At 46.1% G+C, this 17,484-nt stretch carries 14 protein-coding genes; 5 read left to right on the forward strand and 9 right to left on the reverse strand.

Annotated elements, in window-relative coordinates:
- Window positions 1-74 precede the first annotated feature (74 nt).
- From GLV98_RS09970 to GLV98_RS09995, 6 genes are all read right to left on the reverse strand, one after another.
- Entirely contained in the window at window positions 75-1,175 is a 1,101-nt protein-coding gene (locus GLV98_RS09970; protein ID WP_160914668.1) for an NADH:flavin oxidoreductase, read from the reverse strand.
- Between the two features lie 219 nt (window positions 1,176-1,394).
- A complete protein-coding gene (locus GLV98_RS09975) occupies window positions 1,395-3,611 on the reverse strand; it encodes a YhgE/Pip domain-containing protein (protein ID WP_202410008.1) in 2,217 nt (738 codons plus the stop codon).
- A 130-nt stretch (window positions 3,612-3,741) separates the two neighbouring features.
- Window positions 3,742-6,897, reverse strand: coding sequence for a bifunctional cytochrome P450/NADPH--P450 reductase (locus tag GLV98_RS09980; RefSeq protein WP_160914670.1), 3,156 nt, complete (start codon window positions 6,895-6,897; stop codon window positions 3,742-3,744).
- Between the two features lie 81 nt (window positions 6,898-6,978).
- A complete protein-coding gene (locus GLV98_RS09985) occupies window positions 6,979-7,554 on the reverse strand; it encodes a TetR/AcrR family transcriptional regulator (RefSeq protein WP_160914672.1) in 576 nt (191 codons plus the stop codon).
- Between the two features lie 168 nt (window positions 7,555-7,722).
- A complete protein-coding gene (locus GLV98_RS09990) occupies window positions 7,723-8,931 on the reverse strand; it encodes a Bcr/CflA family efflux MFS transporter (protein WP_160914674.1) in 1,209 nt (402 codons plus the stop codon).
- A 164-nt stretch (window positions 8,932-9,095) separates the two neighbouring features.
- Window positions 9,096-10,082 (reverse strand): Gfo/Idh/MocA family protein, encoded by a 987-nt coding sequence (locus GLV98_RS09995; RefSeq protein ID WP_160914676.1) that lies wholly within the window; start codon window positions 10,080-10,082, stop codon window positions 9,096-9,098.
- Window positions 10,083-10,333: 251 nt separating this feature from the next.
- Here GLV98_RS09995 and GLV98_RS10000 point away from each other — a divergent pair, with 251 nt between their 5' ends.
- The 5 genes from GLV98_RS10000 to GLV98_RS10015 all read left to right on the forward strand — a co-directional run bounded on the left by GLV98_RS10000 (window position 10,334) and on the right by GLV98_RS10015 (window position 14,696).
- The gene (locus GLV98_RS10000; RefSeq protein WP_160914678.1) at window positions 10,334-11,068 is read left to right on the forward strand and encodes a GntR family transcriptional regulator; all 735 of its coding nucleotides are present in this window, start codon (window positions 10,334-10,336) and stop codon (window positions 11,066-11,068) included.
- The gene (gntK, locus tag GLV98_RS10005) at window positions 11,061-12,599 is read left to right on the forward strand and encodes a gluconokinase (RefSeq protein WP_160914680.1); all 1,539 of its coding nucleotides are present in this window, start codon (window positions 11,061-11,063) and stop codon (window positions 12,597-12,599) included. Before GLV98_RS10000 ends, gntK begins: the two co-directional genes overlap by 8 nt.
- A 24-nt stretch (window positions 12,600-12,623) precedes the next feature.
- A complete protein-coding gene (locus tag GLV98_RS10010; RefSeq protein ID WP_160914682.1) occupies window positions 12,624-13,970 on the forward strand; it encodes a GntP family permease in 1,347 nt (448 codons plus the stop codon).
- Between the two features lie 219 nt (window positions 13,971-14,189).
- Complete coding sequence (locus GLV98_RS19980) at window positions 14,190-14,333, forward strand: hypothetical protein (RefSeq protein ID WP_167355989.1); 144 nt, start codon at window positions 14,190-14,192, stop codon at window positions 14,331-14,333.
- A 66-nt stretch (window positions 14,334-14,399) separates the two neighbouring features.
- Complete coding sequence (locus GLV98_RS10015) at window positions 14,400-14,696, forward strand: hypothetical protein (protein WP_160914684.1); 297 nt, start codon at window positions 14,400-14,402, stop codon at window positions 14,694-14,696.
- A gap of 136 nt (window positions 14,697-14,832) precedes the next feature.
- Here GLV98_RS10015 and GLV98_RS10020 read toward each other — a convergent pair whose 3' ends face one another.
- The 3 genes from GLV98_RS10020 to GLV98_RS20395 form a co-directional block, all read right to left on the reverse strand.
- Window positions 14,833-15,435 carry a class D sortase gene (locus GLV98_RS10020; RefSeq protein WP_423785009.1) on the reverse strand — a complete coding sequence of 201 codons (603 nt, stop codon included), beginning with the start codon at window positions 15,433-15,435 and terminating at the stop codon, window positions 14,833-14,835.
- Window positions 15,436-15,463: 28 nt separating this feature from the next.
- Window positions 15,464-16,468, reverse strand: coding sequence for a processed acidic surface protein (locus tag GLV98_RS10025; RefSeq protein ID WP_160914688.1), 1,005 nt, complete (start codon window positions 16,466-16,468; stop codon window positions 15,464-15,466).
- Between the two features lie 738 nt (window positions 16,469-17,206).
- The gene (locus tag GLV98_RS20395; RefSeq protein WP_160915320.1) at window positions 17,207-17,380 is read right to left on the reverse strand and encodes a lipase/acyltransferase domain-containing protein; all 174 of its coding nucleotides are present in this window, start codon (window positions 17,378-17,380) and stop codon (window positions 17,207-17,209) included.
- Window positions 17,381-17,484 lie beyond the last annotated feature (104 nt).

Here is a 17,484-nt window from a genome sequence, read left to right on the forward strand (position 1 = left end):
ATATTGAGGTTGTTTTGTTATTTTATATTGTACAAAAAAACAGACGCCCTGATCGAAGGACGCCTGTTTTACCATTAATATAGTTTTTGAAGTGCTTCTTTATTGAAAGCTAGAAGATCATCTGCTCTACCTTCATGAACTTTCTTCACCCACTCAGGGTCCATTAATAAGGAACGGCCAATGGCCACAAGGTCGAACTCTTCACGATCCAGCTTGTCCACTAAACCGTCAAGACTTGTTGTACCCGCACCAGAGAAGTCTGTGAAGACACCATCCAGCCCGACAGATCCTACAGAAATGACCGGTTTGCCGGACAGCTTCTTCGTCCAGCCTGCAAGATTCAAATCGGAACCTTCAAACTCAGGCTCCCAGAACCTGCGGGTCGAGCAGTGGAAAATGTCCACGCCAGCTTCTACAAGCGGCTGAAGAAAACGTTCAAGCTCATCTGGCGTGCGGACTAATTTCGCTTGGAAGTCATTCATCTTCCATTGAGAGAAACGGAAAATGATTGGGAAATCTTCCCCGACTTCACGACGGCACGCTTCCACGATCTCTACGGCAAACTGTGTACGCCCAACGAAATCGCCGCCATAACGGTCGGTACGTTTATTGGTGTTTTCCCAGAAGAACTGGTCGATCAAGTACCCATGAGCCCCGTGGATTTCAATCGCATCAAAACCGAGGCGCTTGGCATCTCCTGCTGCTTTGGCATAGGATTCCACCAGTTCCTCTACTTCTTCAGTCGTTAATGGTTCATTCACTTTCTCTCCATCCAGGCTCAGGCCTGAAGGTCCCACTGGCATGGCCTCTTCATTGGGAAGTTCCCCTTTGCTGCGAGTCATTCCTACATGCCATAGCTGAGGGGCAATTTTACCACCGGCCTCATGTACTTGGTTCACAACATCAGCCCAGCCGTTCAAAGCCTTCTCTCCATGAAACACAGGAATATTCGCACCAGATACAGAAGCTGGATGGTCGATCCCTGTTCCTTCTGTAATGATTAACCCGACTTCATTCTCCGCACGTCTGCGGTAATACGCGGCCACTTCCTCATTAGGGATGTTGCCAGGTGAGAATCCGCGTGTCATTGGAGCCATGACGGTACGGTTCGGAAGATTCAATTTATCACTCGTAAATGTTTTGAATAAAGATTTCGTTGTTGTTTGGTTTGTCATTGATCTGCCTCCTTTTCAACGATGTCTGTCATTATTACAGATGAAAAATGGAAACGAAAGAAATCTGCTTCAATACAGCACATTCATTTCTTCTAAGAGCAAGTCTAAAAGATAAGTCATTCTGTAAAAAAAAAATTTTTAGGAAAGGAGCAAAAAGGAACCTCCGAATCGGAAGTTCCTTCTTACCCACTTATCATCAATCGTATACGATCGCTTATATTAATGGAATAAACCTGATTCCCGTGATTTTTTCATGAGTTTTCTTGAATTCTCATGCAGTGGACCTTTCAAGAAAATGCCAATCGCAAGGAATACCCCGGCAAAGATAGATAAGCGGATCACGTCTGTTTTAACACGTGCCTGAACGATCCCTCCAACTGCTTCTCTTAGTAAGTCAACCGCATACGAGAACGGCAGGAATGGATGGATGTTTTGGAAGAATTCCGGAAGTAAAGCCACTGGATACGTTCCTCCTGAACCTGCAATTTGCAGAACAAGGAAAACAATCGCCCCTGCCTTCCCCACATCTCCAAGAACAGATACGAGTGTAAACACAATCGTCATGAAAACAAAACTAATCCCAAGTCCAAACAGAACAAAATAGAGGGATTCAGCGATTCCAATCTTTAAAAAGAAAAGATTACCCAACGTTACAACTAAGGTCTGCAGGAAACCAATACTTACAAAAGTCGCAAGTTTACCCAGATACTGTTCGTAGGATCGGTACTCAGACGTATGAACAGGTTCCGTTGATAAAAGTGAAACCAGTAGAAGAGCCCCTACCCATAGCGCAAGAACCGTGTAAAATGGTGTCATTCCTGTTCCGTAATTTTCAATCGGAAACCGTGTATTCTTACTTAAACTCACCGGCTCCTTAAAGAAGCTTTCCTCTGCTTCAGGATCGTTTTTCAGAAGCTCAATGATTTCATTAATATCTGTCTCTCCTTGAATCTCCCGGATACGGTCAGCCATCTGATTGACTTTTTCGTTCACATACGGATATTCATTTAACATGTATTCAAGAATATCCTGACCTTCCGCCAGGTTGCTTTCTGTACTTCCAAGAATCTGCGAGATCTGTGGAATCGTAGATTGAGCTTCAGTCAGAATACTGCGGGCATCGGATAACGTCTGCTGAGCCTGATTGATTTCTTGGAGGAATTTTGGCTCTATATTTTCCTTGTACTCTGTCAGAAAAGCATCGATTCGATCGGCTGTTTCGCCGGATTTCTCTTCCAGTGTCGTCAGTGTTTGATCAATCTCAGTCTGACTATCCTTGAGTTGTTCTTCAAGCCGTCCTGTATCATTCTGAACGCTCTGTAAACCTTCACGAATACGCTCGACCTCTTTTAAAGCTTGATTCACTGTTTCCTGAGACGCTTCAGAACCAGTCTGCTGATTCTGATTCTCCTCTCCGTTTTCAGGATTCTCTTCACCATTCTGCTGTTGCTGCTCCTGAACCTGCTTCAGCAAGTTTTCCACGGTATTCAACTGTTCCAGTGCTTCACTGGTACGTTGATTAATTCCATCTTTCAATTCCGTGACGCCTGTTAAATCCAGGTCCACAGACTGAACGTCATTTATGAAGCTGTTGACATCTTCTGCTGTCTGCTGAGCTTTTTTCAAGTCAGCTTCAACTCTAGGCGCCACTTCATTTAACCGCTGTTCTGCTTCATTTAAGAAGCTTGTTGTCTCATCAATGGTGCCAAGACTTTCGCGGGTCACTTGATCTGCCCGGGGTAGAAGTCCCTGTACATCGTTAATGATGGAAGCCGCATTTTGTGAATCGTCATAAGCTCCGGAAATCAGGTCATAAATTTCAGGAAGATTTTCCTCAAGCTTAAAGACATATTCTTCAAAACGTTTGATGTCGGGGAGGTCTTTTTCAAGTTCCAGCCCCAGTTCGTTAAACAATTCCGCGACCGTTCCATTCACTTCTGAAACAAACTCTTTCGTGATCTGATCCACAATGACGCTGGCACCCTTTTCTGTGATCTTAGGTGCGATGGCATTGATCTTTTCATTGACATAATACTCGACATTGGACTTTTCCGGTTGATCACTGACCACTGTGCCCAGTTTCTCAGAAAAGGCATCCGGAATGACGATGACGGCATAATAATCCCCGTACTCTAATTGGTCCATAGCCGTTTCCCGATCGGTAAACTGCCAGTCAAAACTGTCATTACCTTTTAATTCCTCAACTAAATCTTTCCCTACATCAATTTCCGTACCTCTAACTGTGGCCCCTTCATCCTCATTGACTACAGCCACAGGCAGCTGGTCGGTCTGACTGTAGGGATCCCAAGAGGCCTTAATATTGAACCAGGCGTACAAAGAAGGCAGAACAATTAATCCACCAATCAAGATCATAGCCACCCAGTTTGTTGAAATACTTTTCCAATCTCTTGCAAATATCTTCCACATCTGTTTCATACGTGATGCTCCTGTATATATAAAATAATCATGACTGATGCATGGAACAACGGTTTATTATTTACTTCAGAGTTATTTTAAGTTGTTCATGAATGGTTCCGTGCATTCATCAATCAAGTAGTCAAATGTATTAAGAACCAGCCCAGACATCTTTCGCAAGCCGCCCGGACTTTTCCAGATCATCCAACCACAAAACAGCTTCCTGTTCACTGACCTGATGAAGATCCCGGTAACTCTCCACAAGCGTACGCGTTACTTCAGGAGCCATTTTACTGCCATCCCCGCAAATATAGAAACGGCCTCCTTGATCTAATAGAGAAAGGATCGCTTCCGCATTTTTCCTCATCACATGTTGGACATACACTTTTTCTCCATCCTTTTGCCTTGAAAAAGCAGTATGCAGATCAATTAATCCTAGACGTTCCGCTTCTTTCAGTTCCTCTTCATATAGAAAGTCCTCCTCAGGACGACGGCACCCGAAATAAAGGTGAGCTTCTCCCAGCGTTTTCCCTTCCTGATGCATCTCCTTGCGAGCCTGGATGAACCCACGGAAGGGAGCGATTCCAGTTCCCGGACCGACAAGGATCATCGGTGTTTCAGGATCTTCCGGCAGTTGGAAGTCTGATTGAGGGGTACGGACGAAACAAGCGATTTTGTCTCCGATTTCTCTCGATGCCAGATAGTTCGAAGCCACACCTTCATACTCGCCTTTTCCACTCCATGCCTCTCCTCGAACGACACTGACCGTCACACTCGGTTGATGGGCATGTACCCGTGGGGAACTGGAAATTGAATAATAACGGACTTTCAAAGCTGGAAGCAGAGAAATGAATTGCTCAAACTCCATTTCACACGATGGATACGCTTCTAGCAGCTCCAGCATCGTTTGACGTTTCTCCAGAATCTCAGTTTTATAGTTTTCATCCTCAACGAGTTGTTCGAGCTCGATTTTGTGTGGCGGGCAGGGGTTGCTCGCAGCTAGCGCACGGATTTGTGCCCTTGTGGCAGTCTCCTGCAATTCGACGTAAGAGGACAGCAATTGTTTGAGTTGAACTGGCTTGCCTGTAGGCAGGTGTACGGCACGGCCGCTTCCTTCGCTCAAAATCACATGCTCTTCTCCTTTGATTCCGAACCGGTCCAGCACCCTGGTGATGAGAGCCTTTGTGTTTTCCGGCACGACACCAAGGTGATCCCCCTCCTTGAAGGTCACCCCTGTAGGAAGTTCGACCTCCACGTGACGCGTGCTGCGGTCATCTGACTTCAACAGCTCCCTATTTTCAAGCACCACGGCTGTGAATGCATCATAGGTGCGAGCCACAGGCGTATAGCTCGTTCCACTTACGAATTCCATGGAAACAGGGCTGGAAGCATCTTGTCCTTCTTCCAAGTCCAAGTTGAAATATTCGGCTAACGACGGCCATAGCTTTTCTTCCCATTTTTCCAGATCACCATTAAAGTCTTCGTTGGCATCTCCTTCTCCCCGTTCAAGCAGAAGGACAGCTCCTTTCGCATCGAGTTCGCGATCGATGGTTGCAGGAACCCGTTGATAGGTGCTCGCCCAATTTCGGTCGCCGCAGCCGAAAACGGCGTAGGTGACCCCGTCAAGCTCTCCTTCCTCAGCAGAAGTCAGCCACTGGACAAAAGAGGTTGCGTTGTCTGGTGGGTTGCCGTTATAGGAAGCAGATACAATTAAGATCGCTCCTTCTTTCGGAAGCATTCCTGTCCATTCATCTAGCGGAGCCGTCGTTACAGAAAAGCCTTGGTGGCGCGCAGTTTCAGCAAGCTCCCGGGCTACTCCTTCTGCGGTTCCCATGTTCGACCCGTACAATACGTGGAATGGCGTGCCATGGGACTCGCGGGCGGGTATATCCTTCGTATCTTCCTTTTGCTTCGCTTCTTGAGGCTGGAAGCCGTTGAATTCTCTTCTTGCTTTCACTTTCATCGTCAGCCCGTCCGGCTTGAACGTTAGCGTTTCTTTGACATCCAGTTCATAATCCGTATGATCGACAAGATCGAAATGCTGCAAGACCATGCCGAGAACGAGCGTCGCTTCATGGAGCGCGAACTGCTGACCGATGCACGCCCGTTGTCCATTCCCAAAAGGTTTATAGGCATGGTGTGGAATGTCAGCTGGATTTTCAAAGCGTTCTGGATTGAATGCCTCCGCATCATCGCCCCAGACGGTGGGGTCCCGGTGAAGTTCCGGGATGAGCAGTGTGAACGTGTCTCCTTTTTCTACTTCATATTCACCATCAAGGGTTGTATCTTCTTTGGCATGAACGGAAAAAGCCGGAGCGGTAGGCCATAAGCGCAATGCTTCGTTCAAAACCATCCGCACATACTTCAACTGTTTCACTTGTTTAAAGGAAGGAGTATCATCACCAAGCACTTCATCCACTTCCTTATACGCTTTCTGTAACTTCTCCGGATGCTTTAATAGGTAATACGTAGCGAAAGATAAGAGCCCGCTCGTCGTTTCATGACCGGCGATCAGGAACGTGATGATTTGAAAACGGATATTCACATCGTCCAGTGCTTCCCCTGTTTCAGGGTCTTTCCCTTTCAACATATGGCCGAGCAGATCGTCCTCTCCCTGATCTCCGGCTTGTTTTCTATCTTCGATTAATTGATCGACAAGATTGAACATGTAGTCGATATCTTCTTTGAATTGACGTTTAGAACGGACCATCAGCTTATCCTGGATGCCCAGGCGCTGCGTCTGACTCATCGATTCATCAAGTGCGCGCACCATTTTTTCTATAAAAGGATGCGCATCTTCACGATAGAAACTGTTGAAACGGTAATTGAATCCGCACAAACCGATCGTATCCAGCGTCAGGCGTGTCATATCATCAGGGACGTCAACATCTTCATTCGGATTCAGTCTCGCCCATTTTTGAATCAGCTGAGAAGCAAGGTCGAGCATTTTATCATGATAGCCTTTCATCGCTTGCTGACTGAAACTTGGCAGCAGAATGTTATGGGCTTTCTTCCAATTCGGCTCTTCCGTCCCACTCGTGAACAATCCGTCTCCACCAAAGGCGCGAACCTTTTGGAGCGCAGGCCCTACTTTTTTATCAAAGCGCGTTTCATCACAGATTTCCGCAGCAAAACGTGCGTTTGAAATAAATGTACTGACCCGGCCCGGGAATTGAATTTGGTAAATCGGACCGAGATCCCGGGCATGCTTCATGAACGACTGCACAGGCTTTTCTTTATCAATGACCGGTAAATTTCCAAGCGGTCCATAGGTTTTCGGTTGTGGAAAATTTTCTGTATGATTCATGGACAAACACCTCTTTTAATCGTATTGAAGATACCGGAATGAATATTCATTCCGCATATAGGAGAAGAAGGCTCTGCCCCATCACTCATGATGACGCACAGCATCCCAGCAACTTTCCTCGACACCTGCCAATAAATCATCCGTCGCTTCAATCTCCCCGGCACGGATCAATTTGAAGAGCTCTAGAAATCCGCCGAAGATAATCGCGATCAACGCCTTGGATGGCAGATCCCTGATTTGATCTTTTTCCTTACCTTCATCAATAAAACCTTCAAGAATCATCAAGAGATGATTGAATTGACTGCGGCTATTATCGTCAAGGAAATAGGCAGCGTTATGAGTTTTTATAAAATAAAGCGCATGCTCATGCTCATTTGTAAAACGCACCATACCTTGAAACAAGTGATGAAACTGATCACGGATCCCTGCTTCTTTGGGATAATCTTCTTCAAGTGTCTTTGTGAACAAGTCTGTGTAATGCTGAAACAATGTATTGACGAGAACCTCTTTATTTTCGAAATAGCGGTAAATCGTTCCCGCTCCCACGTTCGCATCGCTGGCGATCATCGGAATGGTTGTGGCATCAAACCCTCGTTCTGCGAATAGCGACAGTGCACTATGGAAGATATGATCCCTTTTGCTTGTGGATGTCGACATATAAACTTCCTCCCTTTCGCGCGGAATGAACATTCATTCCTGTTTATTTTAGTATATTTCATTATTCCCTTCAATCAATCGTTGGACTCATAATTTCGCTTTTTTTACCTCATAAAAAAAACCCCTTCCTTCTTTTACGAAGGAAAGGGGGGAAAGTTTCGTCAGTAATCACGCAGAGGCCTGTTGTTTTTTCGACGTCAACGTAAAGAAGATCACTCCACCAATGGAAGCGGTCGTAAACAAGATCGCTCCCATCGGTACAGCCGTCGTTTCATCAAGGCCGACGAGTGGAGAAACGGTCGCGCCAAACAACAACGGCAACATTCCGAGCACCGCACTCGCGCTCCCTGCCCGGTGACCTTGATGCTCCATCGCCAGGGTGAACGTACTAGTCAGAACCATCCCCATCGCAGTCATATAGATGAAGATCGGAACGACGATGGAATACAACGGTCCCTCAATGATGGTCATCACTAAAAGGAAGCCCGTCGCACTAACGGCTACGAGTACAGCGGTCCGGAGCAAACTTCTTTCATGGAAAATCCCACCGAGACGCCCGACTAAAAAGCTTCCTGTAATGATGGCCAGGCCATTAATCCCGAATAAGACACTAAATGCTTGTGGAGATACACCGTAAATCCCCTGATAAACGAACGGCGTCCCGGATACATATGCGAAGCTTCCCCCATGGACAAAACCGATGGTCAACGCGTACCCGATGAACGAACGGTCCTTCAGCAGTCGGCCAATCGTCAGGATGGACTCTTTCACAGAACTTGGAATCCGTTTCTCCACGGGAAGGGTCTCCGGTAATTTTCCTGCTACTGTCAACACAATCGCGACCCCTACGATACTTAAAAAGTAGAAAATCGTCTCCCACGTGGCGAATGGTAAAAGCAGAATCGCTCCACCTGTCATCGGTGCAATCATCGGTGCCGTCGCATTGATCACCATGAGTAAAGCGAAGAACTTCGTAAGCTCCCTTCCCGAAAACACGTCACGCACAACGGCCCGCGAAAGAACGACCCCCGCAGAAGCCGTGAAGCCCTGAAGGAAACGAGCGATGACGAGCACAAGAATATTCGGTGCAAGCGCACAAAGGAAGGACGCCAGCGCGAAAAGGGAAAGGAAAACGATGAGTGGCTTTCTCCTCCCCTGCGAATCACTGATGGGACCTACGACAATTTGACCGACGGCAAGACCGATCAAGCACGTCGTTAAGCTGAGCTGAACAAGGGATGCGTTTGTCTCTAAATCGGACGCGATTCCTGGAAAGCTTGGCAGGTACATATCAATGTTCAGTGGACCCAGGATCCCAAGCATACCAAGTAGAAACGCAAGTCCTATCCTTTCTTTCCCTTTTGGATTATGTAACATCGTTAAACACCTTCTTCTATTCAATCTACATTTTAAAAGCCCTTGAATATAATCCCCAAGTTCTCCTGGCTGTTAAACTATGATTTTAGCTTCAATCATCCAGGAAGTCTATTCATAAGCACAGAAAAACCGTTCCATTATAAAAACATGGAACGGTTGGGATCTCATTGTTTTCCTTGATAATACTCTTTAACAAGCTCCCCCATCACCCAATTGGTGCGAAGAGCCGTTTTTCCGGTGCTTGGACAAGTGCCTTTTCCGAGCAGCTCATCCACGATCGTTTGAATATGAGCCTGTTGAATATGTTTCGGACGCTCGATGTAAAAAGACTCCTCCCCTGCATCTGTGACAAGGACAACCGGTTTGTCATCGAAGGTGGAAAACTGGATTTCTCCTTTTGTTCCGACAATACGGTTGTCATCCTCATTCTTATAAGAAGAGAAATTCCATACTCCTGTACCAACCGCTCCGCTCTCGAATTTCCATACACCACTGACCGTGTCTTCTGCGGGGTAGGAATTAGCCAGGTTCAGTCCAAATCCTCTCACATCTTTCAAAGGTCCAAGCAGATAATCAAAGAGATCCAACGTGTGAGATCCGACGTCGTAAAATAATCCGGCCCCACTTTTCTCCGGAATCACTCGCCACGGCCAATTCCCATCCTCATCCTTTTGCACGATTTGCTGGGTCTGCTGCATAGACGCAAACCGCACCTCTCCAATAGCCCCTTCTTCAATCAATTCTTTTACTTTTAAAAATCTCGGCAGGGACCTCCGGTAATAGGCCACATATAACGGTACACCATGCTCTTCACATACACGCACCATCTCTTCACATTCTTCCAAGTTGTTTGCCATCGGCTTCTCCACATAGACGGGCTTTCCCGCTTTGGCTGCCATAATGGTATATTCCATATGAGATGACGGTGGTGTAGCAATATACACCGCATCCACTTCGTCATCATGGATCAAATCCTCGGCCTTGTCATACCATTTGGGTACGCCGTGACGTTCGGCGTAGTCTTTCGCTTTCTCGCCATTTCTTCTCATCACCACTTGAAGAGAACTTTGTTCGATCAGCTGAAAAGCAGGACCACTTTTCACTTCGGTCACGTCCCCGCATCCTACAATTCCCCACTTGATGGTTTTCATTGAAATTCCTCCCCGTATTTTTTCATAGAAGCTCATTCCTGCCTCCTCATCTGTTCCCACTTTAGCACATGAAAAAGAATGTACCAATAAAAGGAATCAGTGGGCTTCTGGTCCAGCGAGTCATTCCTGTTTCCATCAATCCTCTTTCGATTTTTTTCGACATTTTATTTAAAAAGCGTTTTCAAAATAGAAAAGTTGTACTACACTACTTGTATACAAGTATACAGATAAGCATAAAACGAGGTGAATACATGAAAGAGTCCAATGATTTTTTGTACCCGTCCCAATGGTTAGCCAAAGCATCCGCTGGTGAACGTGTCGCCTGTGAGCTCCGAATGCGGATCATCTCAGGCACGGTTGAAAGCGGTTCAATCCTATCTGAGAATCAGCTGGCTTCCGAATTTTCCGTCAGCCGTTCCCCTGTACGGGATGCATTGAAAGCCCTTGCTTCGGAAAATCTCATCCGACTGGAAAGGATGGGTGCACGGGTTCTCGATATCACAGAAAAAGAAATCCAGGAAATGTACGATGTCCGGTTACTTATTGAAAGTTTCGTATTCGAGCGGCTCGTCCACATGGAAACAGAGGAACTGGTCAAAGATCTCAGCAAGATTTTTGAAATGATGAAAATAGCGATTCAATACAAGGATGCCGATGAATTTTCCAAGCAGGACCTGGAATTTCACGATACGATTATCCGTTCGATTGGACATTCTCACATTCAGATGATTTGGAACAACTTGAAACCTACACTCGAAAGCCTTGTCCTCCTCTCCATGCGATACAGGTTTGAAGAGATGTATGAGGATTTTGAACGGATCATAGAGAACCACGAATTATACATTGAAGCCATCCAAAAGAAGGATCGCGACCTTATGGTTCAATCCCTGCACCAGAATTTCGATGATGTTGCCAAAGGCCGAGTCGAAGAACTATGGATGGCTCAAGAAACCTTTACGAAAGGAGTCGAAAAAGAAGATGACTAACTTCATGCTCGGGATCGACATCGGTACCACAAGTACAAAAGCCGTATTATTCAGCGAAAAAGGCGAGGTCATTCAAAAGGAAAGCAAGGGGTATCCATTGCATACCCCGGACATCTCAACAGCAGAGCAGGATCCGGATGAAATTTTCCAGGCGGTGGTCTCGGTCATGACCGCCATTATGGATGATCATAAAGACAAGCATCTTTCTTTTGTGTCCTTCAGTAGTGCCATGCACAGTCTGATTGCCGTCGATAAGGACGGCCATCCCCTCACCCCATGTATTACCTGGGCGGATAACAGAAGTGAGGGATGGACACAGAAAATCAAACACGAATGGAACGGCCATGACGTTTACAGACGGACAGGCACCCCGATCCACCCCATGTCTCCATTGAGTAAAGTGACATGGTTGGTTCAGGAGCATCCTGAAATCGATTCCAACACCAGCAAGTACATCGGAATCAAAGAATACATATTCTACAAGTTTTTCAACGAATATGTCCTTGATCATTCGCTTGCTTCCGCTACTGGAATGATGAACCTGGAAAAATTGGACTGGGATGAGGAAGCGCTTCAAATCGCAGGGATTTCCCGGGATAAGTTATCAAGGCTTGTACCCACGACGGAAGCTTTTACCTCCTGCAACCGTTCACTTGCAGAGAAGATCGGAATAGACCCGGAAACTCCATTCATTATTGGCGCGAGCGATGGTGTTTTATCAAATCTTGGTGTAAACGCTATCGGAAAAGGTGAAGTCGCGGTCACGATTGGGACGAGCGGGGCGATCCGGACGATCATCGATCAACCGCAGACCGATGAAAAAGGAAGAATCTTTTGTTACGCCCTGACCGAAGATCACTGGGTCATCGGCGGCCCTGTCAACAATGGTGGAATGATTCTGCGCTGGATCAAAGACGAATTCGCTGCAGCTGAAATTGAAACCGCGAAGCGTCTCGGCATTGACCCTTATGAAGTCCTGACTAAAATCGCGGATGGGGTGAGACCAGGGGCCGAAGGCTTGATTTTCCATCCTTATTTAGCTGGAGAGCGGGCACCGCTTTGGAATCCGGATGTCCGTGGATCATTCTTTGGACTGACCATGTCCCATAAGAAAGAGCATATGATCCGCGCGGCCCTTGAGGGAATCATTTACAACTTATATACCGTCTACCTCGCCCTTTTGGAATGTATGGACACACCAGTGACCCGGATTCAGGCGACGGGAGGTTTCGCCCGTTCTGACGTATGGCGTCAGATGATGGCCGACATCTTCGAGTCAGAAGTCGCTGTACCAGAAAGCTATGAGAGCTCTTGTCTCGGGGCTTGTATTCTAGGACTCTATGCCACTGGAAAAGTAGAGTCGTTTGAAGTAGCTTCCGAGATGATAGGAAATACCCATCAACATAAACCGGTAGAGGAAGCCTCTCACGAATACCGCCAATTGCTGCCGATCTTCATCGATCTATCCAGAAGACTGTGCAGTGATTATACAAGAATTGCCGAATACCAGAGAGGTTTAATTCACAAGTAAAAAACACAACATGGAGGGATCATCATGCCATTAGTCATGGTTGCTATAGGAATTGTCGCCCTGCTGATCTTAATTATGGGGCTTAAACTGAATACATTTGTATCACTTATTATTGTTTCGTTCGGTGTCGCGATCTTACTCGGAATGCCGCTTGAAGATATCGTAGGAACGATTGAAACCGGATTAGGCGGTACCCTTGGACACCTGGCGCTGATCTTCGGTCTTGGTGCGATGCTCGGTAAGCTGATTACAGATGCCGGCGGTGCACAGCGCATTGCCATGACGTTTGTCAACAAATTTGGGGAGAAGAACATTCAATGGGCGGTCGTTTCCGCTTCCTTCGTCATCGGTATTGCCTTGTTCTTTGAAGTAGGACTTGTCCTCCTCATCCCTATCGTTTTTGCGATTTCAAGAGAATTGAAAGTTTCTATTCTTTATTTAGGCATCCCGATGGCAGCTGCATTGTCAGTCACTCACGGATTCCTGCCACCTCACCCGGGCCCGACTGTCATTGCTGGTGAATATGGAGCAGATCTCGGGGAAGTCCTGCTTTACGGAATCATCATCTCCATCCCGATCGTTATCGTAGCGGGACCGATTTTTACGAAGATGGCTCAAAAACTCGTTCCTGATTCATTTACCAAACAAGGGGACATCACTTCCTTAGGGGAACAGAAGAAATTCGACCTTGATGATACACCGAAGTTCGGCATCAGTGTTTTCACAGCGATGCTTCCGGTTATTCTTATCGCTATTTCCACGATCATTACATTGATCCAAGAAATGGCCGGGTTTGAAACCAACACGATCTTATCCATTGTGAACTTAATTGGTAACGCCTCCACGGCGATGATCATTTCCTTACTTGTAGCCATGTACACCATGGGAATCGCTCGTAACATCCCTGTGAAAACCGTGATGGATTCCTGCTCGACAGCCATTGCCCAAATTGGTATGATGCTCTTGATCATCGGGGGCGGCGGTGCGTTCAAACAAGTCCTCATCGATGGCGGTGTCGGCGATTATGTCGCAGAACTCTTTGAAGGGTCTACCATGTCGCCAATCGTACTTGCTTGGTTGATCGCAGCCATTCTACGGATTTCGCTAGGGTCCGCAACCGTTGCTGCCTTGACAACTGTCGGACTAGTCATCCCTCTCTTGGGACAGACAGACGTCAACTTGGCCCTTATGGTTCTTTCTACAGGGGCGGGAAGCTTGATCGCCTCCCACGTCAACGACGCCGGATTCTGGATGTTCAAAGAATACTTCGGCCTCACGATGAAAGAAACCTTCGCCACATGGACACTATTGGAAACGATCATCTCTGTCCTTGGCCTTGCCTTTACCCTATTACTGAGTCTTTTTGTATAAAAAATCTAAACAAAACAAAGACGGTCGAGACTTTCTCGACCGTCTTTGTTTCTGGAATCTTTTTAGCAAAACAGAGGAAAAGGACCAGCGGCAGACATCCAAATGTATAAGTATTCTATTAAAAGAGGCTATTGTACAAGCGCATCTGATAGATTTTCATAGAGTATCTATGTAAGAGACGTCTCCTACACACATTCTTGTGATGAAGGAGGAAACATGATGAACTTCTTAAGAAACTTAGTCGCTGTGGTCATTGCTGTTTTGTTTTTATTGGCACTTTTGGTCGCTGTTCTACTAGGATCAAGTGAGCAACGCCAGATTGTCATTTCATGCATTAATGAGATTCTAGGAACGATCAGCTAAGACTTAGAGGGCTATGTAGGATAACATAGCCCTCTCTATATATCTAAATAGAAAGGGGACATAAATATGAAAAGGAAAAAACCAGCAGAGGAAAACACGCCTTCATCTAATGATCTGGATTTAGACAGCCTTCTGAAACTTGCTTCAAACCTTACCCATCAAGAATCATTATGGAATCAACTTTCCCGGAACCCTTTAGCGGATGACTCGGATGATGTGGATCTATCCGGCATCATGAAAGACATCTCTGAAGCCGCTTCTCATACATTCAGTGGAGTAGAAGAAAGATTAACCGTTATGATTGAAGAACTGAAAAAATTGAACAACAACCTGGAATCCTTAAATACAAAGCTTGAACAATAATGAAGCGGGGGATGAACACTGCTCCCCTCTTTCCATAAATAAAGAAGCGCCGATCCTCCGCGGGGATGGGCGCTTCTTGTTCATTACTCAGGATACCTTTCGTTCAAAGAGTAAGGTGGGTATTTCTCCCTCTTTTTTACCGCTCGCTCTCTATTAAATCAGCAATCAGAATATATCTTTCTGGTGCAGGGCCGATAAAATCAAAAGGGTAGCAGGTGGAAACCGTCAACGTAGCCTTCGGTTTGGGAACGATGATCGTGCGGTCGTCCTGATCGACGATTCTTACCTTCCTGACCTTGTAGGTGAACACACCTGCTTCAGACTTGACGGTCAACCGATCACCGACCCCTACTTCCCCCAGGCGGCGGAAGACGGTATCGCGGTGACCGGATAATACTGTATTATCCTGTTCCCCCGGGAGCACACTTCCAGCGAAGTGCCCCACCCCTTTTTCCAATTCATCCTCATCCGTACCATGATAGATTGGAAGACTTGCATCAAGCTTAGGAATGATGAGCTCTCCCATGTGATCCCCGATATCCGGAACCGACGTGTACAAAGGGTCGCCGACTTCGCTGGCTGTTTCTTTAGCAGAAAGGCCTGATTCCTGTTCTTCTGACTCAACGACCGGAGCGGCATTGGTTTTATAAAGATAGTATCCTTTCACTAAAGGATGCAGGTTGGAGCTTGTGTACCACCATCCGAACAGGATCAGTCCGACACCAACCGACAATAACAAAAAGTTCCTCTTACGGTGCTGCCTTGCTCTATGCATCCTGTCTACGGAAGCAAAGGACGAACCAAGCGCCGAGCCCCATCACACTCAAACCGGCGAACACTTTAGTAAGGTACCCTCCGGAAGTTACTGGAAGACGCTCTCCTTTGACCGTTTTATCAACGCCTTCAGGAGCACTTCCTCCCGTTTTCGCCTCCGATTTTTCCGGAGTTTGCTGAGCCGTGACTGCCTGTTCGACCGTCGGCAGATCTTTCGCCGTCTCTTGAAGAAGCTCAGAACCAAACATCTCATTCGTCAGAATAAAGTCAGCTAAAAATTCTCCTTGAAGATTGTGTAGAACAATTTTCAAATCATAGCCTCCTCCATCAGTCATCTGAATGAGGTCGGCCAAAGTCACAGGCATTTCTTCTCCACTTTTCACGAGAAAGAACGTCGCATCGATCTCGAACAGGTCAAGCATCTCCTGCATGATCGATAGCAATTCTGCAATTTGTTCCGCCGACAATTCAGTGGCAGACTCAAATTCTTCAAAGGCCATCAAGCGTTCGTACAACCCATCCAATCTTGCTTCAATGGCTTCACCATCGAGACTTTCCAAGTGAAGGAACAAACGATCCAGTTCTTCATTCGATAGTCCAAAATCGCTGAACATATCTTCATAGTCAATATCTATAGTTTCTTCAATCAAGTAGAATTCAATATCATCAATAAACGTGTAATCTTCCACCGTTTCACCATATTCAGCAAGAATATCATCCAATTGCTGTCGCGTTAGGCCATAGTCATCCAGCAACTGTTGTAAACTTTCTTCTGTGATCACCGGACCAAGAAAATCTTTTAATTCTTCCAATGAATCAAAATCACGAAGCCTCAGATCATAATACTCCCATAAATAAGTCTCCAACTCCGCTTCTGTCCAACGAAGCTCGGAAAGATAGACCTCCAATTCGTTTTGATTCACAGCTGCAAAACCAGTACCCGGAAAACTGCATACCAACATAACCACCGTGAGAAACAGCAACGTCAACCTTTTCAATCGTCATCTTCCTCTACCATTTTATACTTACGAATCTATTATAATCGAGGAATTGAGGAAAAGGATATAAATATTTTACAGGTCATCATAGATTTGTATTCGCACCTGGTCCACCTTCCGCTAAAAAGCACAGGCCATTGATTCGGCCCGTGCTTTTTTCTAAAGGATATTGACGTCAGCTGTATGAACCGATTATGCGACGAAAAATGTCCTTGGATTTGTAAAGGACTTCAATATGTATCCCCTCAACTGTGTAGTGGTCTCCGTCCAGCAAAAAACACTTTCTTCTATGGCAGCCCCGTCCCCCCTTATTCGTAAAAGAGGCAGCGGCGGTTACCTCCCCTCCTACGCTCCCTTTGCTGTATAAGGAACACCTTCCAAGTAATTGATCGATGCTCCGTTCATTTATAATGGCGCGTTCAGCATTCAGCGAATTGAGAAAAGCATTGGTCGTCTTCAATTGAGAATAAGGAAGAAGGTTGCGGTTGCTTAGATTATTCATGATTTAATAGTTCTGATAAAGGTAAGATATCCTGTAAACCTGGAAAGTGCGTATGAATGACATGCATCCGGTTCCCCTTGTAATGATGGCTCAGATACTCCAAATACCACCGTATATAAAAATGCACAAAATCGATCTTACCCTATAGCGGTGGCGACAGTTCTCCACCGGTCCAATAACTGTAGTTCGGTGCTGAGACGGCATTCGGTGTACAGAGTTGAATCAGCTGATTGACATCATTCTTTTACTCGTCCCCCTTGGACATACGCCCTAGCAACTAAGCCTCCCATACTGTGACTGACATGTTTCACCCGTTCCGCTCCCGTCTGCCGCTTAGCGAGAGCAACCGTCTTCGCCAAGTAATGGCTTGCGGAATGTTCTACTTTTTGCCTCCAGTCATAAAAACAAATGAAAAGAGAATTATTTCACTTACTTTCTTGCTGGGCCCGTCCAATCGATCAGATGACTTCTCAACCCGGCAGTAAATAAAACAGAACTCCATTCGTAACTACGA

The sequence above is a fragment of the Halobacillus litoralis genome, assembly GCF_009856415.1.
Taxonomy (GTDB): Bacteria; Bacillota; Bacilli; order Bacillales; family Halobacillaceae; genus Halobacillus; species Halobacillus litoralis_C.